This is a genomic window from Bacillus sp. BC08 (assembly GCF_054326875.1).
In genome coordinates this window covers 80,331-107,075 of sequence record NZ_JBTGPA010000031.1, presented here as the reverse complement: position 1 = coordinate 107,075, position 26,745 = coordinate 80,331, and the positions used below count along the sequence as shown (strand labels likewise).

General features: G+C 33.7%; 24 protein-coding genes and 1 pseudogene. 4 read left to right on the top strand and 21 right to left on the bottom strand.

The genetic code is table 11. The features are described from left to right. Nucleotides 1-174: 174 nt before the first annotated feature. From ACXVYO_RS11130 to ACXVYO_RS11110, 5 genes are all read right to left on the bottom strand, one after another. A complete protein-coding gene (locus ACXVYO_RS11130) occupies nucleotides 175-1,008 on the bottom strand; it encodes a DNA alkylation repair protein (protein ID WP_458467029.1) in 834 nt (277 codons plus the stop codon). 153 nt (nucleotides 1,009-1,161) lie between these two features. Beyond that, the gene (gene lepB, locus ACXVYO_RS11125; protein ID WP_000662492.1) at nucleotides 1,162-1,713 is read right to left on the bottom strand and encodes a signal peptidase I; all 552 of its coding nucleotides are present in this window, start codon (nucleotides 1,711-1,713) and stop codon (nucleotides 1,162-1,164) included. 23 nt (nucleotides 1,714-1,736) lie between these two features. Further along, a complete protein-coding gene (locus ACXVYO_RS11120) occupies nucleotides 1,737-2,414 on the bottom strand; it encodes a copper homeostasis protein CutC (protein WP_458467028.1) in 678 nt (225 codons plus the stop codon). A 195-nt stretch (nucleotides 2,415-2,609) separates the two neighbouring features. Beyond that, entirely contained in the window at nucleotides 2,610-3,755 is a 1,146-nt protein-coding gene (locus ACXVYO_RS11115; RefSeq protein ID WP_458467027.1) for a stage II sporulation protein P, read from the bottom strand. Between the two features lie 218 nt (nucleotides 3,756-3,973). Further along, on the bottom strand, nucleotides 3,974-4,702 hold the full coding sequence (locus ACXVYO_RS11110; RefSeq protein ID WP_458467026.1) for an ArsR/SmtB family transcription factor: 729 nt from the start codon (nucleotides 4,700-4,702) through the stop codon (nucleotides 3,974-3,976). Nucleotides 4,703-4,771: 69 nt separating this feature from the next. Between ACXVYO_RS11110 and ACXVYO_RS11105 the strand changes: the two genes are divergently transcribed. After that, complete coding sequence (locus ACXVYO_RS11105; protein ID WP_458467025.1) at nucleotides 4,772-5,242, top strand: DinB family protein; 471 nt, start codon at nucleotides 4,772-4,774, stop codon at nucleotides 5,240-5,242. Nucleotides 5,243-5,380: 138 nt separating this feature from the next. Beyond that, on the top strand, nucleotides 5,381-5,740 hold the full coding sequence (locus ACXVYO_RS11100) for a nuclear transport factor 2 family protein (protein WP_458467023.1): 360 nt from the start codon (nucleotides 5,381-5,383) through the stop codon (nucleotides 5,738-5,740). Nucleotides 5,741-5,876: 136 nt separating this feature from the next. Here the strand turns inward: ACXVYO_RS11100 and ACXVYO_RS11095 are convergent, their stop codons facing one another. From ACXVYO_RS11095 to ACXVYO_RS11050, 10 genes are all read right to left on the bottom strand, one after another. Then, the gene (locus ACXVYO_RS11095) at nucleotides 5,877-7,025 is read right to left on the bottom strand and encodes an acyl-CoA dehydrogenase family protein (protein WP_458467022.1); all 1,149 of its coding nucleotides are present in this window, start codon (nucleotides 7,023-7,025) and stop codon (nucleotides 5,877-5,879) included. A gap of 154 nt (nucleotides 7,026-7,179) precedes the next feature. After that, a complete protein-coding gene (locus ACXVYO_RS11090; protein ID WP_063260365.1) occupies nucleotides 7,180-7,812 on the bottom strand; it encodes a YdcF family protein in 633 nt (210 codons plus the stop codon). A gap of 330 nt (nucleotides 7,813-8,142) precedes the next feature. Beyond that, nucleotides 8,143-8,730, bottom strand: coding sequence for a GNAT family N-acetyltransferase (locus tag ACXVYO_RS11085; RefSeq protein ID WP_458467021.1), 588 nt, complete (start codon nucleotides 8,728-8,730; stop codon nucleotides 8,143-8,145). A gap of 404 nt (nucleotides 8,731-9,134) precedes the next feature. Then, nucleotides 9,135-10,463 carry a YjiH family protein gene (locus tag ACXVYO_RS11080; RefSeq protein ID WP_458467020.1) on the bottom strand — a complete coding sequence of 443 codons (1,329 nt, stop codon included), beginning with the start codon at nucleotides 10,461-10,463 and terminating at the stop codon, nucleotides 9,135-9,137. A gap of 458 nt (nucleotides 10,464-10,921) precedes the next feature. After that, nucleotides 10,922-11,314 (bottom strand): hypothetical protein, encoded by a 393-nt coding sequence (locus ACXVYO_RS11075; protein ID WP_458467019.1) that lies wholly within the window; start codon nucleotides 11,312-11,314, stop codon nucleotides 10,922-10,924. A 143-nt stretch (nucleotides 11,315-11,457) separates the two neighbouring features. Continuing rightward, entirely contained in the window at nucleotides 11,458-12,030 is a 573-nt protein-coding gene (locus ACXVYO_RS11070; protein ID WP_283793193.1) for a histidine phosphatase family protein, read from the bottom strand. 567 nt (nucleotides 12,031-12,597) lie between these two features. Further along, nucleotides 12,598-13,476: an aminoglycoside phosphotransferase family protein gene (locus ACXVYO_RS11065; protein ID WP_458467018.1), complete on the bottom strand. Its 879-nt coding sequence runs from the start codon at nucleotides 13,474-13,476 to the stop codon at nucleotides 12,598-12,600. After that, nucleotides 13,477-13,992 carry a GNAT family N-acetyltransferase gene (locus ACXVYO_RS11060; protein WP_458467017.1) on the bottom strand — a complete coding sequence of 172 codons (516 nt, stop codon included), beginning with the start codon at nucleotides 13,990-13,992 and terminating at the stop codon, nucleotides 13,477-13,479. It abuts the gene before it with no gap. Between the two features lie 166 nt (nucleotides 13,993-14,158). After that, complete coding sequence (locus tag ACXVYO_RS11055) at nucleotides 14,159-14,593, bottom strand: ferritin-like domain-containing protein (RefSeq protein WP_458467016.1); 435 nt, start codon at nucleotides 14,591-14,593, stop codon at nucleotides 14,159-14,161. A 160-nt stretch (nucleotides 14,594-14,753) separates the two neighbouring features. Next, nucleotides 14,754-15,935, bottom strand: coding sequence for a YhgE/Pip domain-containing protein (locus ACXVYO_RS11050; protein ID WP_458467015.1), 1,182 nt, complete (start codon nucleotides 15,933-15,935; stop codon nucleotides 14,754-14,756). A gap of 170 nt (nucleotides 15,936-16,105) precedes the next feature. Here ACXVYO_RS11050 and ACXVYO_RS11045 point away from each other — a divergent pair, with 170 nt between their 5' ends. Then, on the top strand, nucleotides 16,106-16,723 hold the full coding sequence (locus tag ACXVYO_RS11045) for a TetR/AcrR family transcriptional regulator (RefSeq protein WP_458467014.1): 618 nt from the start codon (nucleotides 16,106-16,108) through the stop codon (nucleotides 16,721-16,723). Between the two features lie 55 nt (nucleotides 16,724-16,778). Here the strand turns inward: ACXVYO_RS11045 and ppsA are convergent, their stop codons facing one another. Then, on the bottom strand, nucleotides 16,779-19,385 hold the full coding sequence (ppsA, locus tag ACXVYO_RS11040; protein WP_458467013.1) for a phosphoenolpyruvate synthase: 2,607 nt from the start codon (nucleotides 19,383-19,385) through the stop codon (nucleotides 16,779-16,781). 445 nt (nucleotides 19,386-19,830) lie between these two features. On the opposite strand from ppsA, the gene ACXVYO_RS11035 reads away from it, so the two are divergent. Beyond that, nucleotides 19,831-20,490: a DUF1796 family putative cysteine peptidase gene (locus ACXVYO_RS11035; protein WP_458467012.1), complete on the top strand. Its 660-nt coding sequence runs from the start codon at nucleotides 19,831-19,833 to the stop codon at nucleotides 20,488-20,490. Between the two features lie 230 nt (nucleotides 20,491-20,720). Here ACXVYO_RS11035 and ACXVYO_RS11030 read toward each other — a convergent pair. The 5 genes and pseudogenes from ACXVYO_RS11030 to ACXVYO_RS11010 form a co-directional block, all read right to left on the bottom strand. Next, nucleotides 20,721-21,001 (bottom strand): annotated as a pseudogene (locus ACXVYO_RS11030) (YolD-like family protein). 284 nt (nucleotides 21,002-21,285) lie between these two features. After that, nucleotides 21,286-23,184 carry an asparagine synthase (glutamine-hydrolyzing) gene (gene asnB / locus ACXVYO_RS11025; protein ID WP_458467780.1) on the bottom strand — a complete coding sequence of 633 codons (1,899 nt, stop codon included), beginning with the start codon at nucleotides 23,182-23,184 and terminating at the stop codon, nucleotides 21,286-21,288. A gap of 304 nt (nucleotides 23,185-23,488) precedes the next feature. After that, complete coding sequence (locus tag ACXVYO_RS11020) at nucleotides 23,489-24,433, bottom strand: LysR family transcriptional regulator (protein ID WP_458467011.1); 945 nt, start codon at nucleotides 24,431-24,433, stop codon at nucleotides 23,489-23,491. Between the two features lie 345 nt (nucleotides 24,434-24,778). Next, on the bottom strand, nucleotides 24,779-25,099 hold the full coding sequence (locus tag ACXVYO_RS11015) for an iron-sulfur cluster biosynthesis family protein (protein ID WP_001166648.1): 321 nt from the start codon (nucleotides 25,097-25,099) through the stop codon (nucleotides 24,779-24,781). An 18-nt stretch (nucleotides 25,100-25,117) separates the two neighbouring features. Then, the gene (locus tag ACXVYO_RS11010; RefSeq protein ID WP_458467010.1) at nucleotides 25,118-26,029 is read right to left on the bottom strand and encodes a pyridoxamine 5'-phosphate oxidase family protein; all 912 of its coding nucleotides are present in this window, start codon (nucleotides 26,027-26,029) and stop codon (nucleotides 25,118-25,120) included. Nucleotides 26,030-26,745 lie beyond the last annotated feature (716 nt).

The following is a 26,745-nucleotide window of genomic DNA, read 5'->3' as shown; positions in this document are numbered from 1 at the left end:
GGAGTTTAGATTTGAAATGAAATTTGGTCAACTTTCATTCATAACACTAATATAAAAGAAAATATAAAGAGCATGTATTGATCAATACATGCTCTTCTCCTAGTTATTCGAAATATTCTTTTTTAACACGATTGATTGTTCCTTCTTATAACTAACAAGTCTATTAGTTACATATTACTTCTTTTTCAAAATCGTTCTTTTAGCTTTTTTAATAATTCTACTCGTTGATTTTATGTCAGTATCCTTTTCCCATTCTTCACACAGGTTCATTACCCAATCCGGTTTCGTTTTACTTGCATCATTTAACCAGTTTCCAACCGAATCTTGTACATATTTTGATGGATCTGATTTAAGTAAATTAAGAATGGGAAGTGCTTTTTCAGGTTCTTGTTTTAATACTTCAATATGTTTACTCCATACACCTCGAGGACGAATGGATTCTACAGAGAATCTACGAATATTCTCATCCTCACTTTTTGCCCATTCTACTAACAATTCCACACTTTCTTCTATATTTTGTGAAAGATCTTCTCTAATAGACATCCAAGCAATTTCTCGAACACCAAAATGATGATCCGCCGCAAAAGGTCGAATGTAAGTTAATGTATCTTTTAATGTGTTATTTGATTTTTTATTCATAAATGCTGCCCAACATCGTACACTATCTGAAATATGATTAGATAATTTTAACAGTATGTCTTCCTTGTTTCCTTCATACTCTTTGAGTATAATTTCATCCAATAAAGTTCCTGTTATTCGTATGACTTTCATTCCTGTTTCAACGTTCCGTTTTTCTAATTCAGCTTCTATACATTCCAAGCTATCCTTGAGTCCTATTGAAGGTAAGACATTTTTAAGTAGTTCAATATGATTTATAGCTAGCCATTCTGTTAGATTTACACTTTCTACTTTCCCTTGCTGTAGTAATTGTAAGACCTCTTTAGGAATTTCGTTTACTTTCCTGGCTCCTTTCCTGTTTAAGATAACTTCTGTTTCTTTCATTATCATTTAAATTCCCTCCTTGCAATACTATCTTCAAATAAACAGAGGCCATTTTGAAAAATAATAATCAAAATGACCTCTGTCTTTCTTAAATGAACATTCAGTTTTACAAAAAATGTGATTTAAATCCACCGGAAGAATATTTCTCCCATATATGCTTTATAACGCTCTTACTTGTTTCAATGGCCAGAAAACAGCTTGTCCTTTTCCGACAATCTCATCTTCTGAAATAAATCCGAACATACGACCGTCTTTTGAAACTTCACGGTTATCTCCTAAAACAAACACTTGGCCCTCTGGCACTTTCGTTTTTCCTGTGATTTGTTCTAACGTAAAGTCTGGAGTTAATACACGGCCTGCTGCTTTTTCTTTAAACTCTTTTAAATATGGTTCTTCCATCGCTTTTCCATTTACATATAAAACATCGTTTTTATACTCAACTGTATCGCCTGGTACACCAATTACTCGTTTTACTAAATCGTATCCTTCTTTACCGTGGAACACGATAATGTCAAAGCGATCTAATCCACTTATACTATAACCAATCTTATTCACAAGAACTCGCTCGTTATTTTCTAAAGTAGGCATCATCGATTCACCTTGTACTAATGAAGGTGTAAATAAAACACCGCGAATAATAGCAATTAATACAAGAGTAAATCCTATCGTTTTCGCCCATGAGAATAATTCTTTCTTCGTATTTTCCTTCATCGTTTCTCCTCTTTCTTACGTGTTTATTGTATGATTTGAACTAATTCTTGTACTAAATTAAGATCAATTTCAGAAAAACATGATTTCCCTTCTCTTACCGCTGTGCCGACATGCGCTTGCGTAATTCCAGTTTCATCTAACAATCGCTTTATATTTTCTTTCGTCACGCCAGCTCCAACTACAAGCTGGATTTGGCCATCGCTTACCTTTTGCATTTCTGCAAGTACCGGAATATTATCTACTATATTTCCTTGTCCACCTGAAGTTAAAACGTGAGTCACTTTATGAAACTTCTTTAAAGTTTTCATCGCTTCTACTGGATTTTCTATGTCATCTATCGCACGGTGGTACGTTACATTTATTCCATCTACAACAGATAGTAAATCCGCTAACTTCTCTTCATCCACTTCATTTTGTTCGTTTAATACGCCTAACACAACACCAGCTACACCTAACTTCTGCGCGATGATAATATCTTCCTTCATCATTTCAATTTCTTCTTCCGTATATGTAAAAGATTTCGCATGCGGACGAATCATAACGTGAATCGGTATTTGTACTGCTTCTACCGCTTTTTTTATCAATGCATAACTCGGCGTTAAACCGCCTTCTGTATAAGATGTAATTAATTCAATTCGCTTCCCGCCAGCTCGTTCAATTCGTTTCACATCTTCTAAACATGTTGCAATAACCTCTAGCATGAGATGACCTCTTTTCGTGCTTTTTTCTTATTATAACATTAGTAAAAATAAGAAACCTAGCTTTCTCCTATAAAACTGTAAAAAGAAGAATGAAAAGAAAGATTTTTTTACTACTAACATCTATTGATAATTTTATATTCTACAAAAAAGGAGTAATCCCCTAGCACTTCTGACTGGGTATCACTCCTTTTTACTTTAATTATTTTTCTTAGTTACTCCATTATAATAGTGGCTAAATGCTTCTACTAATGCGTCAACTGACGCATACAATTCTTCTGGTGTATTATCTACCCCTCCCATTTCAATCAATAATGCATTTGGAGAAAGGTCTTGATTATATACTCCGTTTCCGCTTTTACGATCTTTAATAAAAATTCCTCGGCTTAAACCGTAATACTTTTCATCTAAATATGAATTGATTGCCGTTACTATTTTTTTATTTTTTTCAAAGTTAGGATTCTCTCGCCCTAAAATAAAATAAAGCCGAGCATAATTTTTTCCGTTAATATTTTTTGTTGTAATATTTTTTCGTGCATCATCTCTATGAAGGTCCATTGGAAACATAATATTTTTATCTTGTGCCAATTTATCTTGTAATATTTGACGGGACCCTTTATAAGATTGGGCCCAATTTAAATTTTTATTTCGTAGAAAATCCCTCATATTTGTCGTATCATGTGAAACACCTATTCCTTTTTCTTCTAACTTTTGTTTTAAATAGTTTCCAACAAACGTAATATTCACTTCATTATTTGTACTGGAAGCATCATCAGGTATTGAAGCTCCTGGGATAAGAGGAATAAACGCTTCCCAACTATGTGTATGATAAATAAAAACTTTATTTTCACCGTTATTTTGTGTATTTGAATTTTCACCAGTAGAATTGTTTTCTTTCCCACTCTTTGGGTGTTCAATAGCAGTACCTTTATCTTTAATATTATCTAAAGGAATACTGGATTCTTCCGGAATGTTCGTATAATCTGTTCCTTCCCCAGCAATTAATATTTCCGAATAAAATTGATTCATATTAGGAAGTTCTCGAGTTAATAAACTGCGGAGGTCATTTACATTAATGTTTGTAGAAAGTGAAAGTAAAAAAGATTCCAAAGACGCTCGTCCTTTTTCTTTATGAAATTCTTCTGCAAAATAACGATTTTCACTTCCTATCATATACATAAGACCTTTAGTAGAATTCGTTCCTAATAGCTGATTCATATAATATGACTTAAATACGCTAGAATTACTAGAAATGACGAATGAAGTGAGGATACATATAATAGTGAATAAAATACATATCACTACATATCTTACATTTAATACTTTCAGTTTCACTTTATTCATTTTATATCTCCCTTCATTTACTATATTCTTACGCTTCATTTTTAAGTAATATGATTACTAATTTAATAGAATTGCTTCAACTACTATGTTTTCATTTAACCTCTTTCCGTAAAGCAAATGGGTTTAAAGTTTCCTTGCGCAAATATCCTCAAAAATTTTAAAAGAAATGAAATAACCTGAGTCTATATAAATATAGAACTCAGGTTATTTCATGCCGTTTACTCGACAGGAGGCACTGCATTTTGATGGACTGTTTTATTGTCCATATCCATGCCTAATTGGTCTTTCAAGAACTTCATACCTTTTTGGGTAAGATGGACAGCCCGACTCTTATCCGTTTTTGTAATCCATTCCTGTTCAAAAAACAGTTTTGCTATTGCAGATCCTAACCAACCAGAAATATGGTAGCGTCGTTCACTCCAATCAAGACAAGGTTTTGCAAATATTCTCCTCTTTATATCTGCCGTTTCAATATTTATTCCAAAATTCAGAAACCACTGCTTGCCTCGTTCCGTTACAATGTATTCTCCTTTCTCTAAAATAATAAATTCCTTATCTAATAATTTTTCGGTTATCTCTACACCGAGTCTGCCTGCAAGATGATCATAACAAGTTCGAGCATAACGTACTTGTTTTAGTTGATTCGATTGTTTTAAAGAACGAACTTGAACTGTTGGTGCGATTGTTCCTAACTTTTCAAGAACCTCTGCTACCTCTTGATTAGCAAGTCGATAGTAACGATGTCTACCATGTTGTTCAACTGTAAGTAGATTCCCCTCTACTAATTTAGAAAGATGAGAACTAATCGTTGGATGTGACACCTTTGCCATATAAGCTAATTCGCTAGCAGGTAGTGCCTGACTATTCATTAAACAATCTAAGATAATTGCTCTTGTAGGTTCAGCAATTAGTTTAGCTATATATGAGATATTCGGATATACATTCATATTTCGATGATACCCTAACTATTAAACTGATACAATTATTTTAAGTTTAATAGTAAAGGAGAATGTATTATGAATGCAATTGATCTTAGTATATTAAATTTGAAAGAAACGAGAAGGCGCTCAGAAAAATTATGGAATTCTCTTCCTGATAATTTTCTTAATTGGAAACCTGATCATGAGGCTATGTCCTTTGGTGAAATGATTCGTCACGTATGGAGCTCAACTTTTTACTATCATATGATTTTAAAAAACAACGGCTCAATACATAATATACATTTCCCGTATGATGACGAGCCAATTACTTGTGTAAAAAAAGAAATTGAATGGGCACAAGTATACTTTACTGACTTTATAGAATATGTACAATCAATAAGCATAGCCGAGCTAGATTCAACCCTTATTGATAGAAGCGATGTTGGCTATCAAAGATATTTAGGCGACATGCTATTACGAATTGCCTATCATGATGCGGTTCATGCAGGGCAATTTTTACAATATTTACGAATGATAAACTTGGAAAGACCTTTAATTTGGGATTAGATACGACAAATGTTTACAACACTTCTATACTGGCATTATAATAATACGCAACAAATTATCTAACTAGTCGAAATCCTTTTCGTTAGTTAAAAAGAGCAGTTTAGTTGTGTACGATAATTAATGTATGGGGATGATCACATGAAAAAATACTCTGAATTAAAAAAGCATCTATGTGAACTGGAGGAAAAACTATTAGAACCTAAAACTCGTACAAATCCAGCAGAACTGGACAAATTACTTGCAGACGACTTTTTTGAATTTGGAAGTTCGGGAAACGTTTGGTATAAGAAGGAATCTGTTGGTGGAGACGGACTTAGTGTGAGGGAAATGACTCTTTCTAACTTTGAAATATACTCTTTATCGAAGGATACTGTGTTGGCAACATATCTTGTAAGAGATGATACTAGAATGCAGAATACTTTGCGAAGTTCTATTTGGAAACTGATAGATGGAAAATGGCAAATGTTTTTCCATCAAGGAACACTTACAAAATCATGATAATTATTTATATCAAAAATCTACATCTCAATTTGGTACGTCGTACACATAAAAAGCACGTGTTTGATTAGTAATCAAACACGTGCTTTCAAAACAACTATATTGTCCATAAACAATAAAATGTAAGTTAAAAAAACTACGACCGAAACGCCGCATCCGCTAATATAGACAGTGTTGCATCATCCATCGGCGGATTGTGCAATCCTGCTCTGACGTTTAAATAGTAACGATGAAGCGGATTTTTTTCTGATAAACTTTTTGCTCCTACGATGCGCATTGCTTTATCTACAATAGATATTGCCGCATTTGTTACAGCATATTTCACTGCTGCTAATTCCGCTTGCAATGATAGTTTATCCTCTGCCTCATCGTACTTTTTCGCAATTTGATATAAAAAGACGCGAGCTTGCATAAGCTCAAGTTCTAATTCTCCAACTAATCTTCTAACATTCGGCAATAAACTAATAGAATGATTTAAACTATTTGGCTTGTATGATCCCGCAAACTGAACTGCATAATTTCTTGCTGCTTGTGCAATTCCTAAATAACATGCTGGTATATGTAGCAACCAGCCAATACCCTTTTGTTTTACTTTCCCGCCCAATACATTCGTAAAAAAGCGACTTTCTATCTCTACATTTTGTAAGACAAGGTCATGACTAGCAGTCCCTCGCATCGCAACGCTATCCCACGTTTCTTCAATGGATACACCGAGCGTATTTCTTGGAATGACAAACTCACCAACTTCTTCGCGGCCTTCCATACTTGCTGAAATAATAAAATAATCAAGTATTGGCGCCATCGTTGTAAAAGTTTTTCTTCCATTTATAACCCACTTCTCGCCTTGTTGAACCGCTATCGTTTCTGGTTTACCACCACGCGTCGGACTCCCTGTTTTTGGCTCTGTTGCTGCACGGTTAAAGAGTGCACCGTTACGCACTTCTTCGCAAAACCATTCGAACATCTCATCATTCCAAGAGCGATTTTCCGCTAACTCTTTCACAATACCAAGATGCCAGCCAATCGATAATGCCGTGGCCCCACAGCCTTCCGCGATTTTCTCTTGAAATAAAACGAAGTCATATAGAGAAATCGCACTACCGCCAAATTCCTTCGGTAACGTTAATTTCGTATATCCGATATCTTTCAAATCACTTATATTTTCATACGGAAATGATCCTAATTCACTTAGTTGATGCTCCCTTTCCATGAACTTCGGAATCAATTTATTTATTTGTTCAATAATGAAAGATTGTTCTTCTGTTTCAACAAATGAGAGTGCCATACTATAATCTCCTTTATGTTCGATTCATCAACCGCTCACTTTTTCATTATGATTATATGAAGCTACCTCTCTATTGTTTCACTATTCCGATAAAAATACAATGTTTTTGACTAATAAGAAAAGTTCCTATTTAAGGATAGGTTCTTTTCTTATATTAGTCTCCCTTCAATGCCTTTAATGGCAAAGAGGTTACATATCCAATATACGAGAATAATTCTTTAAAGAAGAATGGAATTTCTGTGTCTAACGTTTTATATGCTGATGTCGGCGTTGGTGAAGCATACGCTTCAATATTAATATGTTTTGCGATTCTCATTGCGCGTTTCATATGAAGTGGATCACTTACAATCGTGTATGTGCGTATTCCGTTCTCTAGTCCAACTTCCTTCGCATTCTTTAAGTTTTCCTCAGTGAAAAGGGATTTTGTTTCAATTAAAATATCTTCGTCTTTTACACCTTGTTTCATTGCATATACTCTTGCAGTACGCGCTTCCTCAAGTTCTGCCTCGAACTTTGTACCACCTGTAAAAATAATCTTTTTAATGTCTCCGTTCTTATATAAAGAAATCGCATGATTAATTCTTTCTTTAAATACAGGAGATGGTTTTCCGTTCCAAGAAGCTGCTCCTAGTACGATACCAGCATCCGTTTTCACGCCATCATTTGTTTTAAAACGATAACTCCAAATATCGTAAGCTGCATAACTTACATATAAAATAGCAGAACAAATCATTAGTAAAAATACTTGAAAGATTCGTCTTTTCTTACTCTTCTTATTTTCTTTCATTTGTAATTGCCTCCGTACATCATCCATACTTCTATAAAAAAACATTTATATCAAATCGTTTTGTTTGAGTTTATTTAAAAGAAGGAACTTTACTTGTTATTTATGTATAAAAGGGTTTTCATTTAAAATTGAGGATTATCAATTCATTTTTATTTGCGGTTTTCATTACATGTTTTACATTCATAAGTTTATTACCATACAACTACATTGTAACGAATTTTTTCTCAGAAGGGAACGATGAAACAAAAGGAATTAAAATAAAGTAGCATTTTGTAAGAAAAAAGGTATACTTTTCATACATCACGAACAATATACCTTTCAAAACACGAATTATAACTTTTCTTTATACAATTCTAATTTTTCTAATAAACGTGCTTTCACAACTGGCCATTCACTTGCGATCATACTATACACAACTGCATCTCTCACATGACCACTTGGCAATTTTCTTTCATTTCTAAGCATCCCCTCTTTAACTGCTCCTAATCGCTCAATTGCTCGTTGCGCTTTTTCATTTCTTGCATCTGTCTTAATTTGCACTCTCAGCATATGCAGTTTTTCAAAAGCATACTGGAGAAGCATATACTTACACTCTGTATTGATACTCGTACGTTGCACACTTGGATGATACCACGTTTGTCCTAATTCGACTGTTTTATCTTCTACTGAAATATTATATAAACGTGTACTTCCTACAATCGTATTCGTCTGTTGATCCACTACAACGAAAGGTATTTCATTACCCCTTCCGTAACCCTTTATCGCTTTTTGCACGTATTGCTGCATATCTTGAACACTATCCATTTTAGAGATTAAATACGCCCAAATATCACGATTTCCTTCTACAATCGAAAACAAAGTTTCGACATCATCACTATCTATTAACCGTAACTGTGCTCTTTCGTGAATGATTTCCATTTGAAAGCCCCCTTTATTGTTACTATATCATATAAAATAAAAACGTTTTATAACAATAACAGAATGTATTTGAAAAGGAAAAAATTGATAATTCCCAATAAATGCTATATAATGATAAATCGGGAGGGGATAAAAATGCTAGATCAAATTACTTGGGGAACACCTGGCAGCTTATTATGCTTAGGATTCTTTTTTGCAGGACTAGGAATTTTCTTAAGAAGCATGACGTCATATTCAAAAAATAAATAAAAGCATCCTAAAAACAGAAAATAGTACATTTTCATGTTTTTGGATATTTGATTTTCTTAGCTTGATAGTGATATGGGAATACCTCGCTTTTAATCAAAAGAAGCCTTCCTTTTACAGAAGGCTTCTTTTGTTATAGCTTTATCTTTTCAAAAATTTTAAAGCAACAAATAAGCAATCGGCGTAATAATAAGTAACGTTAAAATCGTTCTTTGTACATAGAGAATAATAAGTTCCGATACTTTTAACGGAATGTCTGTAGATAAAATACAAGGAATGGAAGCTGAGAAGAACAATATAGATGATACCGAAACAACCGCAATGACAAACTTTGTCACAAGTGGTGCACTTACAACTAAAAGAGAAGGTAAAAACATTTCTGCGATACCAACGGATGCCGCTTTAGCAGCTAGTTCTGCTTCTGGTAATTGTAATAGCCATGTAAACGGATAGAAAATATAACTGATCCAATCAAATATTGGTGTGAATTTCGCTAAGACGATACCAATTAATCCTACTGACATAATAGATGGCAAAATTCCCATCGTCATAATAAAACCATCTTTTAAATTCAATGCGATATTTTTCATAATACCCGGTGCAGATTTCGATACTTCTAGCGCGTCTTCCCAAGCACGTTCTAACATTTTCTCTTTATAAACAGGCTCTGGGAATCCTTTTTCTGTTACATATGTATCTGGTTTTCTACTAAGAGGCGAGATTCTTACGGTGATAGCAGTTACGATGAATGTTACAACGAGAGTAGTCCAAAAATAAATATTCCATAAATGCATAATGTCTAATGTTTTTGCGATGATGATCATAAATGTTGCGGATACTGTAGAAAAGCCTGTAGCGATGATCGCTGCTTCTTTTGTCGTATACTTTCCTTCTTTATATACGCGATTTGTAATTAATAAAGCTAACGAATAACTCCCCACAAAAGAAGCAACCGCATCGATTGCTGACCGTCCTGGTGTATTCCATAACGGTCTCATAATAGGACGGCAAAACGTACCGATAAATTCAAGTAATCCGTACCCGACTAATAACGCTAAAAAAGCCGAACCAATTGGCACGAGTAAACTTACCGATATGACTAGTTTTTCATACAAAAACGGCCCTACATCTGGTGCAAAGAACCAAGCTGGCCCTACTTTCAAGCAATATAATAAACCAAAGACAACGCCAACTACTTTTAAAATCGAAAAACAAATGTCTACGATAGATGCATTCCATTTTTTCGTATAAAACGGATAAATCGCACCCATTAACATAACGAGTAGTGCATAATAAGGTACGACGCTCGGAACCGAAGTCCTGATCCATGATACGATATGATCAATCATAATGGACGAAGCACCGTTTATCGTAACTGGTACGAAAAACATAAACACCCCAACTAGACTAGCGAGTATAAACCGGAGAATAACCCTCTTCTCACTCCCATTCTTAATTACATTCCTTTTTAATTCAATTTCACTCAAAATTCGACACCTCTCTATTGTCTAAATGTTCTGTATAATTATGTTAGATTCCTTCTATTCATTTTGAATATTTAATTATAAAGAAGCCAAATATAACAATATCAAAACTCCTTCGTTGAATTTATATACTTATTATATAAATTCAACGAAGGAGTTTTTTCATGTAAAACAATTAAGCATTATTAAAAATATAGGTATTTATATTCATTAATAGCATTACAAAATAATTAATAGTCGATTCAATTGACGCCCCATGCCCATCAACTTAAAAATATTAATTACCGTTAAGTGTAAAAAAACGGTATTTTTATTTGTTAGTTTGATAGACATTTGACTGAACCCCTAATACTTTACTTTAATAATGACTCTTTTCATGAAATAAGACTCAGTTACCAGTCTAAAACATTTTTAGATTTAGCAATAACAAGCGTACATTTTCGCCTTTCAGATAGTCTCTTTTATTCTAATTTCTTCATTTCTTTCAGCCGTTCTATATCCTTTTCTGAAGCATTTTCTATTTTATACAGTTCATAGCTACCCTTTATCTCATTTATCACTGCAAATTCAATTTCATTTCGAACATAGCTTTTAGTTTTTCCCTTTTTATAACCAACAACATTATCTAATATAGTTTCCCCACTATCTTTTTTATATAAATTATAGCTAACAGGTGGACGACCAATTACATACTTATTATCAGAAAATCCGACTATATCATCCCTCCCTAATCCTGTCGAAACACTACAAACAAAAATAATCTGAAATATAGAAAAAACAACAGTACCACATAAGAACAAAAATAGGATTAATTTAAAAAGTATCCTGCCCAAAAACATTCCCTCCCATTTCATCTCGGGGTAGCAAGAACAAAACGCGAATTTTTTAGATTGTTGAACTCAATCCCTCGTTAGTGCCATAAGAATAAAATTACCGCAGTAACCCTATTATTTATAATACACGTCACTAGGAAAAGCTATGGATGAATAAAGTCAATTTATTCAATTTCCCACAATCTTTTAATCTCCACCAATTCCTGTCCATTAAATTCCATTCTGTATATATCTGGTTTTGATGTCTGTAGTAAAAAATTCAGACCATACTTACTATCATAATAGCCCATCATCAAAGTCATAACAGCTCCATGGGTTCCCAATACTACTTTCTGTCCTCGATAGGTGTTTAATAATTCTTTTAAGACTTTTATAGCACGTTTCTGACAGTCGACATTAGACTCTCCCCCCGTTAAAGCAAAATCGGGTTCTAAAAATGACTTTGTTATCAAAGGGAATAATTCTTTATCTGACATTCGTTCCTCTTCAGCAATAAAAATTCTCTCTTTTAAGTCTTCAAATACTAAAACTTCTTGTCCTATTTGCTTCGCTAACTGCTGAACAGTTAGAATTGAACGATTGTATGGACTTGAGATAACAATGTCAATTCCCTCACCTTGTAATACATCTGTTATTCGTTGCACATCTAACTTTCCTTTTTCAGTTAATCCTCTTGTTTTTTCTTTTCCAGATTTCGGAGAATCCCCATGTCTCACCATATATATGAAAGTTTTCATAATTCCCTCCATTTTTCCAGGTTCCTTTACAATTCCTTTCTCATATTAGCATATATATCCAATTCAGTCCTTGCGAAAATAAAAGAAAACTGCGAATTCTAAATAAATTCACGATATTTGTAAGAAAAACACGAAGTTTTCACTATCCTCTGGTATAAAAAAGCGTTATTCTTTCTAATCTAGCTTGTTTAGAAAGAATAACGCTTTTTTATGAATCTTTTGATTTATAGTGAATTCCAATTATTTGCTGAAGAATTATATGAAGATCTTACTCTTTCATTTCTGGAAAACTTCGCTAAAGAACTAGGGTTTGTACAACGGAATAGATAAAATCAATACACTCTTATGGATTGGTTCTATTGCTAAAGATTTATTTTCTCCTCTATTCAACCTTTTAATCAAATAATATAAATTTAAAATCACCTCTAGAGAAAATTAAGCACATACTAGCAAGCAAATTCTATTAAAAATGCTCCCAAAATAAATAGCATAAAGCTGCAAACATCTCCCTCTCTAAAAAACAGTGCATATTTACAGAAATGAACACTTTTGTAATAAATAATTCTATTACTTCCCATAATCATCCACAATTACTTGAATAACACGATGCGATTCTTCTGCCACTATTTTATTACTAGTCTTATTCGCATCATATGTAATCAACGCTTTCCAAAGTGCCCATCCTCTCGCCCTATTCCACGTTTCTTCATCTATGCGCAATATTTCTTTAAATACGTTTCTGCTATTCTTATCAAAAAATGTCCATGCCATCGCTGCATCACAAGCCGGATCGCCTACTCCTAAAATACCAAAATCAATTACGGCGCAAAGCTTTCCGTCCTTAACGAGTAAGTTTCCAGGTGCAACATCCCCATGAACCCAAACTGGTTTACGCTCCCACGTTGACTGAAGGGCTAAATCCCAAAGATGCTTTAATACGGTTTCATCAAAAACATCCTTATTATTTTCGATCGCACCTCTTGCCTCTTCATCATATATAGATATAAGCCCGCCTCGGTAAAAATTATGCGCTCCAGCTATGGGGCCGTTACTCGCATCAATGGCTTGCAATTCCACTAAAAATGAACCTAAGTCCGCCGCAAATTCATTTAGGTCACGAACATTTTGTTTCGTAACAGTATCTCCTTCTATCCACTTATTAATAGACCAAGGCAATGGATACTCTTCAGATGGATTTCCTTTCGCAACTGGTGCAGAAATCGGTAAAGAAAGCCCCTTACTTAATATAGGTAGCCACTTATTTTCTTTCTCTACTTGCGGTGCATATGCCGCGTCACTTGGCAATCTTACACTCATCTCATCCCCTAGGTGAAACGTTCTATTATCATGTCCACTAAACTTTACAGGCTTCACGTCTAAATGTGCCCATTCAGGAAACTGTTCCCCTATTAACCTTTTAGCTAAATCTGTATGTATGTGAATCATTTATTTTCCCCTTTTCTTTTGAAACTTACTAAGTACCTCCGTACTTCCAATATAATCAAAACCATTACTCTTATAAAAGTCATTCAACGTACGATTATGCCCAACACAATCTAGTTTCAAAAACTCTTTGTCACAGTGCACATTCTCGTCTATCCATTGTAAAATCCACTCTCCAATTCCATTCCCTTTATACTTTCGTTTCACTGCAAATCTATGAATATATAAAGAATCTGAAACTTCCTCCTTACCAAAAATACGCTCATCCCATTCATTTTGTTTAGGAGATACTGTAACCGTACCGACAATTTCACTTTCTTTCGTAACTACATATGTATATTTCTCTCTTATACCTTCTAGTATTTCAGCCGTAGCTTCTCCACCTAGCAAATATTGCCACTGATCAACTTCTTTATGTTGTAACCACTCTGCTACTTCTTTTAATAGAGTGATTATGCTATCACTTTCCTCTTCAATAGCAGTTCGAATTGTATATTCTTTAACTGTGTTTCTCTCCATATTGCTGTTCCCCTTTCATATGCTTACTTCTCCCTTTATTCATTTTCTTTTTATACATTATATACCAAAATTAATCACTAACACTTCAAGATATCTATTTTACAGCTTGTATTCCACAAAAAAAACCGCTCCACTACTAGTGAAACGGTCTTAATCCCCTAGGCATTTACTTCGTCTTCACAAAGTAATATAAAAACCACACCGCATGATTTTGTTCATCCGCAGCTATTCTGCGCAACAACTCTTTTAATTGCGCATCCGATGTTTCATCTGAAATTTCCAAGTAAAAATCTACTGTCTTCTGTTCATCTTGTATAGCGAATTCTAATCCTTGTAAGTACGTATTTGGACATTCTTCCGTAATTTGTGGTTTTGGCTGCTGACCTGTTACATTTGTATAGATTTGTACAAACTGATGGAAATGCTTTATTTCATCGTTACGAATTTCAAGAATTTGATTTCGTTCCGCCGCATTTGGAGCCATATTAGCTAATTTCGCATAGCAATTTATAGCACTAAACTCTCCGTTAATTGCTTTCTCAATATCACGAATCAGCTTATCATTTTGCCTATACGAATCATAATAATTCGAATTATACATCGTATCCCCTCCATTATTCCGCATAACATTTTATGCAATTTGAAAGAGCAGGAGCATGTATACAAAAAGAACCACAAATCTGAACTCTTCATTTCCCTATAGACTAATAATTATTTCATCACAAAAAGAACGCTTCACTACGAGTGAAACGTTCTTTTTTCTAAGTGTTTAATTCTGTTTTATGTTCCTTTACTACACTACGTTTGAAAGCAGTCGCTAAAATAATCACCATACTTACTGCACCAATCCAAACGAGTACAGTAAGAGGTGTACTCCAGCTTAACCCTTTTCCGAAGAAGAATATTTCTCTAAGTCCTTCAATCATAAATCGCATTGGCAACCATGCGTATACCCAGTCTTGATAAAATGACGATAACATTTCAGGTGCTAATGATAATAACGGTGCCCCGAAGAATAGTAAAAGAGCGAATACACCAATTCCTTTTAGTCCAACTAATGAAAGTACTGCCGATATCATTAAGAAGAAACTAAAGGACGTAATAGATAAAAACAGCGCCGTATCCGTGAAATTCGAAATATTTAAACCTACCATGCCATCTGCGATCCATGTAAGACCAAACCCAATGACAATTGTCGCCACTGCTCCAGTTATAATTTGCTTTAGTTTTAATACAAAGTTTTCTTTTCTTGTACCTACTGGCATTTTACTTATCGCAATAAAAATAATTGCTGCGCTCGCTAAACTTGCAATCCATAACGGCTGGAATAAAGACATTGGCGAGTTACCGTTCGCACTATTTTTGCCGATTTCATTCACATTTGTCACTTTCTTTGCAATAGGTGTGACTACATTTGAAACTTGATCTGCTGTTAATGTAGCTCCTTTTACTTTCAATCCTTCTAATAGTTGTGTACGAACAGTATTGTTCATATTATCAACTACCCCATGTAACATTTGCCCAGCCATAGTTGATGCCGCTGTATTCATTCCTTGATTTATGAATATTTCCACCTTTGACGAAGATGGCTGTGGTGTTCGTAGTGATGCCTGCTTTGTACTAAAGTCTTTCGGAATAACTAATGCTGCGTAATACTCTTGATTATTTAAGCCTTCTTGAACCGCTTCCTTATTTTTCACTTCTACCCACTTCACCGCAGGTTCTTCATCTGATTTTGATGTCTTTTTCATATTATCAACAATCGTTTGCCCCATGTTCATTTTCGGTTGATTCGGAATTTCTACTCCTTGATCCTCATTTACGATTGCAATTGGCAAGTTTTTCGGCTGTGGTTGAACAGTTGGAAATAATGTTAATGAAAAAATAAAAACTACAAGTAGTGCAATAACCGGTGATAATAATAAAAGTTTATTTTTAAACATTTTCTTTTCTCCTCCTATCATTTGATTTATAATAACCAACAACGTGTTGTTTATTTATATTTGAATTATATGTTCGAGTTGGACCTTATACAATAATCAAAAATCGTGAATGTGTCGGTTATAAGACACATCTTTGAAATGTGTTGGCTAAAATGAAGGAGGGGCATACTTTGCGTGATAGTAATTTAGATTTACGCGTTATTCGTACGAAAACTGCCATACGAAATGCATTGGTGGAACTAATTGAAGAAAAAGGTTTTGACGCCATTACAGTGAAAGATATTACAATGAAAGCAAACATTAATCGCGGTACTTTCTATGCGCATTATCAAGATAAATTTGATTTAATGACGAAATGCCAAGAGGAAATTATGTATAAATTTTCTAGCATTGCCAAACAGAGATTGCCTGAAGTTATTGCTGATCTTGGGTCAAATCCTTCCCCAACAATGCCGTTTATACTTATCACTTCTATTCTTGAATTTTTAAATGAAAATAGTGATTTTATGAAAGCTGTATTAAGTCCAAAAGGAGATTTATCTTTCCAAACAAAACTGAAGGACTTTATGTGGAAAACAATATTTGAAGATACGAATGGTGCGCTCATTAATAAGGAGAATTTACTTGTTCCAAGCCAATACTTAGCTTCTTATATGGCATCTGCTCATATTGGTGTTATTCAGGAATGGTTAAATAACGGGCAAAAAGAAACACCTGAGGAAATTGCTCGTATTTTATCTACAATCGCAGTTCATGGACCTTTTTATGCGGCTGGTTTGAAGAAATAAGCCAGCTATATAACAAAAGATCATCCACTATAATAGCGGATGATCTTTTATTTCATTACAACACTTCAATATATCCTTCTGTTCCATGTACCCGAATTCGTTGTCCGTCTTTTATTAGTTTTGTAGCATTCTCTACTCCAACGACTGCTGGTAATCCATATTCACGTGCAATCACTGCTCCGTGCGTCATAAGTCCGCCAACTTCGGTAACTAACCCTTTTATAGACACAAATAACGGTGTCCAGCCCGGGTCAGTAAAAGCAGTAACTAATATATCTCCCTCTTCTAAATTCGCTTCTTCCATATTTAAAATAACGCGTGCTCTCCCCTCAACTACTCCAGAAGAAACAGGCAAACCTACAATCGCATCAGCTGGGAGGTTTTCTCGTTTATATTTACCTGTAATGATTTCTCCATCAGACGTCATAACTCGCGGCGGCGTTAGTTTTTCATATAATTTGTACTCATTTTTTTGTTTATGAATAAGCTCGTAATCTAGTTTATTCGTGCGAACAACTTCGTGAAGCTCTTCAAAAGTTAAATAGTATATATCATCAACTTCATGAATGACACCGCTCTGCACAAGTTGCTCAGCTTCTTTCAATAATGCCTGCTTATATATAAAATAACGATTAATCATACCGTATTTTGGATATTCACGATAGCCGATACAATTACGGATATTACGAATCATTCGCTTTGTCTCTTCTACTTTTTGTTTTCCATCCGGTAAGTGCTGCAATCGATTTACTAACTCTTCTTCTTTTTCCAAAGCTTCTTGCAGCCCTTCTTCAAACTTCCGTTTACTTGCACCCGCTTGGAAGTCTCTTATATTATTTACAATCATCGGGATAATAGTTGTTGGCTTTTCACTCCAGCGCGTTTTCGTAATGTCAATTTCTCCGCTGCATCTCATTCCATATTTATTTAAAAAAGCAGAGATGGCATCTCGAGCTTTCTCCCCGCCTTTAAACTGAACTAATTCATCTAAAAAGTTATCGTTTTCTACATGTTGTAAATACGTAATAACTTCTGGATATGGCCGAATCACATCAGCAACATCCATTAATGCTAGCCCCATTTCAGACGTAATATTATTTTGTACCGATTGAGAAAGCGTGTCTGCTGCATTCTTTTCGCCTAGCCATTGCTCCATTTTTTCATTGATCCATGTTGAAGCATCCATACCTGCCATAATGACAGCCATACTTTGCGGATGAAATAATATTTTCTTCAATTGCTGAATATCTTCCAAAATAAAATCAAGTACATCCACCCCTGATTTCGTTTGCATGTTTCGTTTTAATTCTTCGATTGATACTTGATTCATTTTTATTAAATCCGTAACGATTGCTGGATTGTTTTCTATTTGTGGTTGCGCACTTGCAGGTGATCCACTTTTACCAACACTCTTTTCTTTTTCATCATCTGGTAACAATGTAATAAAATCATCTCGCTCTACTACAGTCGTTAATGCATCTTTTATAAGCGGTTCCGAATTCCCTATCATATTTAATAAAAGTTCTCTACTAGTAGGCGAAGCCAATCTTTGTGCAACATCAACAAACAACCTTCCTCCAGCTTGAAACCTCTGTCCAAAAGATGTTAACTGGAATATAGACATTCCTAATGGCTTCAAAGGATCGGTCATCATTTGCTGGTGACCAACCGATACATACACATGATTTCCCCCATCATTTACTTCTGGTATTGGATATAAGGTCGTAATTGGGCGACTTTGGACAATATAAAATGTCTCATCCACTAAACACCATTCAATATCTTGCGGACAACCAAAATAAGCTTCAATCTGTCTTCCGATACTTGCTAGTTGTAAAATTTGTTGTTCAGACAATGCTTGAAGTTTTTGCTGAGCTAGATCAATCTGTTTCGTCTCTGTTCCGCCCTCTTTTACAGCATAAATAGCTATTTTTTTAGTCGCTATCATCGTTTCGGTAATTTCGCCTTCTTTTACTTTATAATTATCAGCAGAGACCAGTCCTGATACTAATGCCTCACCAAGTCCAAAACTTGCATCAATTGATAACACCTTTCGGTTAGAAGTAACCGGATCAGCCGTAAATAATATGCCCGAAGCCTCAGGGAAAACCATTTTTTGAACGACAACACATATAGAAACTTGATTATGTTCAAAATCATTTTGCATGCGGTACGTAACTGCTCGCTCTGTAAATAAAGACGCCCAGCACTTTCTTACATGCTGTAAAATCGCTTTTTCTCCAATAATATTTAAATACGTATCTTGTTGACCAGCAAACGAAGCATACGGTAAATCTTCAGCCGTAGCACTAGAGCGCACGGCATACGCATGTTCATTTCCAAAACGTGAGAGATAATGAGCTACCGCTTCCACTACATCAGAAGGGATTTCTACTGCCATAATGACTTCCCTAATCTTCTTACTCATTTCACCAATTTGAGCTCGCTCTTCCATTTTTAACTTTGTTAGCTGCTGCAACAAAGTTTGAAGCTCTTCATTTTGCTCGATAGCCTTTTTATAGCCTACCGTTGTCACACAAAAACCTTCAGGTACTTGTATCCCTTGAATGTTTGTTAACTCCCCTAAATTCAAACCTTTTCCACCGACGAATGAAAGCTGCGTTTTTTCTATTTCCTGAAAATCGAGAACGAAAGAACTCATGTAACATCTCTCCTTACTATGCATGTGTTCTTGATTGTAGCAGGAGTAAATACGAATAAACAGTCTATTTCGAACTTGATTTACATGATATAATTAAGTTAGGAAGAGATTAATAAGATGGCCCAGTTGAAGAACAGCAACTGGGCCATCTTATTTTCGCTCAATTTTAAACTATAATTTACTCCCAACTAACTTTAATGTATTTCTGTATTCCCCTTTATATATAGAAACGCCATTCATTATCACTTACAATTCTTGCTTCAACAAATGGTAAATAACCCGAAATATGCTTTATTTTATCCTCCTGTGAGCCTTTTCACAGGAGTTTTTATACATACATATATTATTTATAATGAATCAGTTCTCCTATTTTTCAAAAGCATGTTCTGTGTCATAATAACGCTTTTTAGAATTTATATACACCTTCTAATTTTTCTAAAAAAGGATGATTGAATTGGAAATGAAAAAGCTTCAAGGAATTTATGATGATGTTATTAGTTTAGGGGAAAATTGTTATACTGCTATTCATCTAAAAAAATATAAGTTGCGGAAATATTCAGGTCCTCTAGATTGGTTTGTATCACCGAATCTTTCGTCTATCAACGAATTATTGAAAAATAATTTTATAGACTTTATGGAGTTAAAAAACATGCACGCAATGCCGGATCAAAATGTTGTGTTTAATGATGGCGTGATACAACCTGTTTTTTCTCATATTATAAAAGACACAAAATATAATGTGACATCTTATCATGATTTCCCTGTTATTCCAAATGAAGATTGGTTCATCACATACCATGATTTTAAACAAAAATTAGATCGAAGAATTGATAATCTTTACAAAAAAATGCATACTTCACAATCTATTTTATTTGTTAGATGGGGCGGAAACTTGACTGAAGCGCTAGAATTACAAACCGTTTTATCCAATATTGTTAAAAATAATTTTAAGATCCTTTTCCTCTATCCAACAGGACTTGAAAATGAAATAAACGAATTAGAATGGGGGCTTGATCATGTTTTTCCCATTCAAGTTTCAAGTAATTATCTAAATAAAAGAACTTGGTATATCCTCTTAAAAGATATACACCTAAACTCAAAATAATAAGTAGCTAATACTATGCAGCTTAAATAATGCTCAGTGGGGCTATCGCTTTTCACACGCTTAAGGAAAAAATTCATTTCGGTACATTCGTTAAAAATAAGATTATTAACTTTTCTCTAAGAACATACAAATGCATAACATTCCATATTTCCCCACCAAAACGATTGGTAGATGAACGAATCGTTCTAGGCAATAAGCTTAAAGATGAGCCTGTTACCTAGAAACATACTTTACTCAATCTCAATTACATCACCAAACTTTAATATTATTTGATTATGAAAAGATACGTACAAGTAATCGTCTCATTTAACGGATTTATATCAGCTACTGTTATGTAATTTTTATATAGTTAGCCATTTTTATAATATGTAAGTAAAACCTCTTCCTCACCTAAATATGAAGTTAACAGCTTATTTTCAATCCTTTCTTTTTCATCTTACGTTAAGATTGGACGCGGGACTTTTGTTTGCTCCTGTATCATTTCTTTAATACAGACGAACTGCTCTGGCATACTAGCAAACGGTTAAATATACTACAGTGGTTTTCCTATCATTTGGTTAGCTGTTATTGAAGTATATACGTTCGTATTTTAATGACGATATGTAATGATCAGTTGAATGTTTCTTACACTGATAAAAAAGGCCAATTCCCTTAGCGTACAGGGAATCGGCCTTTTCTATGTGAAAAATTGCTTAGCGTACGAAATTCGCATTTTGTTGATACTATCCCTTCAAATAAAATGGACATTTTTATTTTGAGGCGTTATATAATTCACAAATTGATGGACATGTAATTTTAAACTAAGTTATATACTCGACACTCTTCACTAAATAAATTCGTATCATATTTATGTTCTATATAAATTTGGTGCCATACCATAAAGGCTAGTACTGTCCAAATTTTACGACTATAATCACCTTTATCTGCGCAATGTGCCTCCAGTAAGTTTAATACATATTGTTTATCAATTAAATGTTCAGTTTTACTCTCTTTAATAATATTCAGAGCCCAGTCATACATTTCATCTTTTAACCAATGACGGATTGGCACTGGAAAACCGAGTTTCTTACGATCTAGTACATGATCTGGAACGATACCACGTACGGCTTCACGTAAAATAGCCTTTGTAGTTCTATTGGCAATTTTTAATTCTGTTGGGATTTTAGAAGCGACATCAAAGACTTCTTTATCTAGAAATGGAACACGTAATTCTAGTGAGTGAGCTGTAGACATTTTATCCGCTTTTAATAAAATATCTCCACGTAACCATGTGTACGTATCAATGTATTGCATTTTACTTACATCATCATAATCCTGAATTTCATTATACAGTGGTTTGGTTACATCCTTGTAGTTAACACTTTGATTGTAAGACTTTATTAACTTCATTTTCTCTTCTTCACGGAAGATCTTTGCATTACCATAATAACGTTCTTCAATTGGTGTACATCCACGCTCTAGAAAGCTTTTCCCTTTAAACCCTTCTTTAAGCACTCCACTTAAAGCTTTTAAAACCGTTCTCCCGGAAGTAGGAATGTATGAGAACATTTTTAAAGAGTTTGGCTCACGATAAATATTATATCCGCCAAATAGCTCGTCTGAACCTTCACCAGACAGAACAACTGTTACATGTTTACGTGCTTCTTTTGCAACAAAGTACAATGGTACTGCTGCTGGATCTGCTAATGGATCATCCATGTGCCACATGATTTTTGGGAATTCATTCATAAATTCTTGCGGTGTTACCAACACACTATAGTTTTTTACTCCTAATTTCTCAGCAGTTTCTTTCGCTACATCTATTTCGCTAAATCCACGGTGCTCAAAACCAACAGAGAATGTTAGGAGATTGGGATTTATTTCTTTTGCAATAGAAGCAATAATAGATGAGTCAATCCCGCCAGATAAGAATGCACCTACTGGAACATCACTGCGCATATGTACTTTTACTGAGTCATATAATACATCACGAATTGCTCGAATGTGTTCCTCTTTTGTTTTATCTGAAGCATTGAAATATGGTTTCCAGTAGCGATAAACCTCTAGCTCTTTTCCAATTTCTTTTATGAAATAATGACCAGGTTCAATTTTATTAATATCATTTGTTAATGTTTCTGGTTCTGGTCCGTATTGGTACGTAAAATAATGTTGGAGAGCAGTTGGATTCACACCCTTATCTTGCATTACATGTAAGATACTTTTCTTTTCAGATGCGAAGAAAGTTATATCGTTCTGTTGTGCAATGTAAAGTGGTTTAATTCCAAAATGATCGCGAGCACCAAATAATCTTTTCTCTTGACGGTCCCAAATAACAAAAGTATACATTCCACGAAGATAATTTACACATTCTTCTTTTACTTGGGCATATAAGGCAACAATAACTTCCGTATCTGACTGAGTTGAAAAACACGCTCCCTGTTTAATTAACATTTCACGTAATTCTATATAATTATAAATTTCACCATTGAACATAAGTATATAACGTTCATTTTCATATGCTAGCGGTTGATGCCCCGCATCCAAATCAATAATACTTAACCGTCTAAACCCAAATTGAACATGCTCGTCACGAAAATATCCCTGGTCATCTGGACCACGGTGGTATAACAGATTCGTCATATTTTCAAATTGTATTTTTTCTGTTTCTGAATATCTTTTTGCAGTATTATACAAACATCCTACATAGCCACACATTTTTTTACCTACTTTCAAATTATCTACTCTCTAAAGTTTTTATAGTGTAATCCACTTTCAATAAAAGTCCAAAAATACGTTCGTCAATTAAAGCTTCACAAATATTTAATGCTTATGAATTAATATTCATCTCATAAATAAGTTCTAAGAAATTTAGATAAAAAAGACATTTTTTTGATGATCTAAACTAATTGAAACTTTAATTAAATTATATATCTATAACAACATAGAGCAATGTTACTTTTTCTATTATTATGATAGATATGTTCTATCTCCCCTCTAATAGTTACTCGAAATTCAATCATTATTTAATTAAATTTCTAATCTGTTCTTTACTTTGTTCAGAAATAGGGAACCCTAATTTTGTAATTTCATTTGTAAGTAATTCAATAAAATTTCTAGTGCCAAACCCAATAAATTTATCTCTACGCAAAATAAGGTTAACTTTCCTACTAATTGTAGGATTTACTATAGGAATTGCTATTAAATCATTATCTACAGTAATATCAAGTAAAGTTTTAGAGACAATTGTCACTCCAAACCCATTTCTAACAAGATCAAATAACGATTCGATACTAGAAGTCTCAATAATTGGAGACAGGTTTATTTTTTGTGGTAAACATGTATAATTCAATAACTTTCTGCATTCATGACTGTCTGGGAACAAGATTAATGGTAATTTACTCAATTCTGAGAATTGTATTTCTTGTTCATTAACTAGTGAATGGTTATTTGATACCACTAAAAATAACTCTTCTGTGTATAATGGTATTTTTACAATTTTTTCATCTTCGAATACGTACTCGGAAGAATCAATTGTAACAGCAAAATTAACCTGATTCTGGTTTATTAATTCTAGTATTTCATCTGAACTTATAATTTTTACTGTTACCTCTGGATAATTTTTATGAAAATCTAATAATAAAGTGGAGACTAAGTCTGTTAGTTCGCCAGGCAAAGTGGCAATTGCAATTTTACCTCCTTTTATCTCCTTTAATTCACTGATTTGTTCTTTTACATTATCTAATGCATTAAAAATATTTTTACATTCGTTGGCTAAAATAGAACCAACGTCAGTTATGGCTATTTTCTTTCCCATACGGTCAAATAACGGCATACCTATTTCGTCTTCAAGAGCTTTAATTTGATGGCTTAATGTAGGTTGCGTAATACCTAGCTTATCTGCTGCTTTTGTAAAATGAAGTTCTTTATAAAGTGTCATGAAATACTCTAACTGTCTTAATTCCATATAAAAATAATCTCCTTTTTTAAAAAAATAATTATATTCCTTTGCATATCTTTATTCATATTATAAGAAATCCTTAATTTTTCAGCCTTATAATTGCTCCATACTCTCCCTTTACTGTATTATTGCCTAAATGTTCTATTCCTTCATTTATAAAAAAACGTAACTTTCTCTAATTAAATTTACTAGAGAAAATTACGCTTTTGTTACTTGAGATTCGATAATAATTTTGCTTAGTGGGTATATTTAATGTCCTATAGCCTTTCCCTTACAAAAATTTTGTTGGCTATATATGATTTATTTCACCTTTCAACTTAAAGATTTCTATCTATTTAACAATGAGTACCCTTATTTTTCAATTTCTAAAGGGATGTTGTGACTATAAGTTTGACTAGAGCTTCTAATTTGAAATCCTTCAAAGAAATCAATAGTTAAATTATCATCAAGAAAAGCTAATGAGGCTTTGTTTATATAAAACGATTTCCAGTTTGTTTGAATTTCTTCGAAACCTACATCTGATTTAATTAATTGTATTCTTACAACCCCATCCAATGGACGCCCGCAGCCTCCCATTTCATATTGTAGAAATCGAAAATGGTTAGGATATTTAGTCTCTAAACTTTCGAAATGTTTAATGGCAGCTTCTGTAACAGTGATATTAATTTGCATATTATTTTCCCGCCTTTTCTATTTTGGATTGAAAGTAGAATAATTAGAGAACTCCCATTTATAAGATTCATAACAAGGTGCTTCAAGTACTTCAATTATTTGAAATTGTACTAAACGTTGCGCACCAGGGAACTTTGAGAGAATATCTTTATCAATGTTCCAAATGATACTTGCTTCTCCTGTGATTTGTAATGTACCACCAGTATTAAAATCAAAAAACAGTAACCCAACATTGGGATTTTGAACAATATTTCCTAAAGTATTGAACAACATGTTTCCTGAGTAATCTGGAAATATAATTGATTTTTCATTAATGACATGAACAAATCCTGGCATCCCACCCCTGTGGGAAATGTCCATCTTTCCCTCAGAACTTGCACTTGCAATAATAAAAGTATCGGATTCACTAATCCAATTCTGTTGCTTTTTATTTAAAGTGTTACGCGGATGAAGTTTCTTATTTACAATTTCTTCAACAGCTTTATATTCGAATCTTCTCGCCTGTATATATTTAGGACAATTACCGAATACCTGTTCAATTTTGATTTCAAAGTTTCCATCTGGATAAATCATCGAAACCTTACCATTTATTCGTACTCTTATTCTAGAGGCAAAATCAATTACTAAAATTCCTACTTCCTTGTGTTGTAAAATATTAAAAAATAAAGGATCACCTTCATTTATTTTTGTATTGATTTTAACTAAGTCTGCTTCGATAGCTTGTATGATACCAGGGTTTCCTGCTAAAAATGAACTCCAAACTCTCCCCTTTTGATCCATAGAAGATATCACGAATGAATTCTGTCCATTTAGAAAATTCATGAACTTCTTCGGCATTGTCTGTTGAATCATTGTACTTGCAGTGCTTGCAATCTTTTGTACACCTAGTAAATTGTGTACAGTACGCTCTCCAGAATGAAAAACTTCCATATATTATTCCTCCAATCTACTTTCCAATAGCGGACTAGCTAAAATACATTCAAATACTTGGATGAAATTAAAAAACATCAGCTTCCTTAAAAAATGAAAAGCAAACATTAATAATATAATCCTTTACCATAAACAAGCTTTCATTACTTTTTATTAATATACATTGAATAATGAAAGCCATTCATTAAAAAGTAAATAACTTCATTTCACACTAGTCCTCTTTTGAAAAAGCATAATGGATTAAAATGATCGCCTTTAAATTCTAACCTAAATATATACAGATATTCTTACATCTAAAACCACGCTTTACAAGATACTTTATATACCCCTTATCGTGAAATTTTTATCTATTAAAGATACTTATCATTTCGTATTGCTATCTTGTAACGCAACTTCATTTTAACTCTTGGTTATCCATTAATCAATTCTATAGTTTCTATAGTTAACATAGATATCATCTATTATTTTGATTGCATAAAATATTTATATTAAGAGGAAATTAAATTCCTGAAATAGGAGACGCCCAAGGTTTTTAAGTAATAAGTTATTATTTGAGTTTGTTTCTTGATGATTTATTGAAATCTTAATTATAGAGAAAACGCGAATTTCGTACGCTAAGCAAAATCTCATAAGGATGTCGCTTTAAAAATAACGGTTGATTAAATTGATACTAATAACCTTAATAAACGATCTTAAAAAAGAGTGATTAAAACACG

Coding starts and splice junctions, on each gene's coding strand:
- ACXVYO_RS11130 (WP_458467029.1), bottom strand. CDS start 1,008: ATGATAATGAAAGAAACAGAAGTTATCTTAAACAGGAAAGGAGCCAGG.
- lepB (WP_000662492.1), bottom strand. CDS start 1,713: ATGAAGGAAAATACGAAGAAAGAATTATTCTCATGGGCGAAAACGATA.
- ACXVYO_RS11120 (WP_458467028.1), bottom strand. CDS start 2,414: ATGCTAGAGGTTATTGCAACATGTTTAGAAGATGTGAAACGAATTGAA.
- ACXVYO_RS11115 (WP_458467027.1), bottom strand. CDS start 3,755: ATGAATAAAGTGAAACTGAAAGTATTAAATGTAAGATATGTAGTGATA.
- ACXVYO_RS11110 (WP_458467026.1), bottom strand. CDS start 4,702: ATGAATGTATATCCGAATATCTCATATATAGCTAAACTAATTGCTGAA.
- ACXVYO_RS11105 (WP_458467025.1), top strand. CDS start 4,772: ATGAATGCAATTGATCTTAGTATATTAAATTTGAAAGAAACGAGAAGG.
- ACXVYO_RS11100 (WP_458467023.1), top strand. CDS start 5,381: ATGAAAAAATACTCTGAATTAAAAAAGCATCTATGTGAACTGGAGGAA.
- ACXVYO_RS11095 (WP_458467022.1), bottom strand. CDS start 7,025: ATGGCACTCTCATTTGTTGAAACAGAAGAACAATCTTTCATTATTGAA.
- ACXVYO_RS11090 (WP_063260365.1), bottom strand. CDS start 7,812: ATGAAAGAAAATAAGAAGAGTAAGAAAAGACGAATCTTTCAAGTATTT.
- ACXVYO_RS11085 (WP_458467021.1), bottom strand. CDS start 8,730: ATGGAAATCATTCACGAAAGAGCACAGTTACGGTTAATAGATAGTGAT.
- ACXVYO_RS11075 (WP_458467019.1), bottom strand. CDS start 11,314: ATGAAATGGGAGGGAATGTTTTTGGGCAGGATACTTTTTAAATTAATC.
- ACXVYO_RS11070 (WP_283793193.1), bottom strand. CDS start 12,030: ATGAAAACTTTCATATATATGGTGAGACATGGGGATTCTCCGAAATCT.
- ACXVYO_RS11065 (WP_458467018.1), bottom strand. CDS start 13,476: ATGATTCACATACATACAGATTTAGCTAAAAGGTTAATAGGGGAACAG.
- ACXVYO_RS11060 (WP_458467017.1), bottom strand. CDS start 13,992: ATGGAGAGAAACACAGTTAAAGAATATACAATTCGAACTGCTATTGAA.
- ACXVYO_RS11055 (WP_458467016.1), bottom strand. CDS start 14,593: ATGTATAATTCGAATTATTATGATTCGTATAGGCAAAATGATAAGCTG.
- ACXVYO_RS11050 (WP_458467015.1), bottom strand. CDS start 15,935: ATGTTTAAAAATAAACTTTTATTATTATCACCGGTTATTGCACTACTT.
- ppsA (WP_458467013.1), bottom strand. CDS start 19,385: ATGAGTTCTTTCGTTCTCGATTTTCAGGAAATAGAAAAAACGCAGCTT.
- ACXVYO_RS11035 (WP_458467012.1), top strand. CDS start 19,831: ATGATTGAATTGGAAATGAAAAAGCTTCAAGGAATTTATGATGATGTT.
- asnB (WP_458467780.1), bottom strand. CDS start 23,184: ATGTGTGGCTATGTAGGATGTTTGTATAATACTGCAAAAAGATATTCA.
- ACXVYO_RS11020 (WP_458467011.1), bottom strand. CDS start 24,433: ATGGAATTAAGACAGTTAGAGTATTTCATGACACTTTATAAAGAACTT.
- ACXVYO_RS11015 (WP_001166648.1), bottom strand. CDS start 25,099: ATGCAAATTAATATCACTGTTACAGAAGCTGCCATTAAACATTTCGAA.
- ACXVYO_RS11010 (WP_458467010.1), bottom strand. CDS start 26,029: ATGGAAGTTTTTCATTCTGGAGAGCGTACTGTACACAATTTACTAGGT.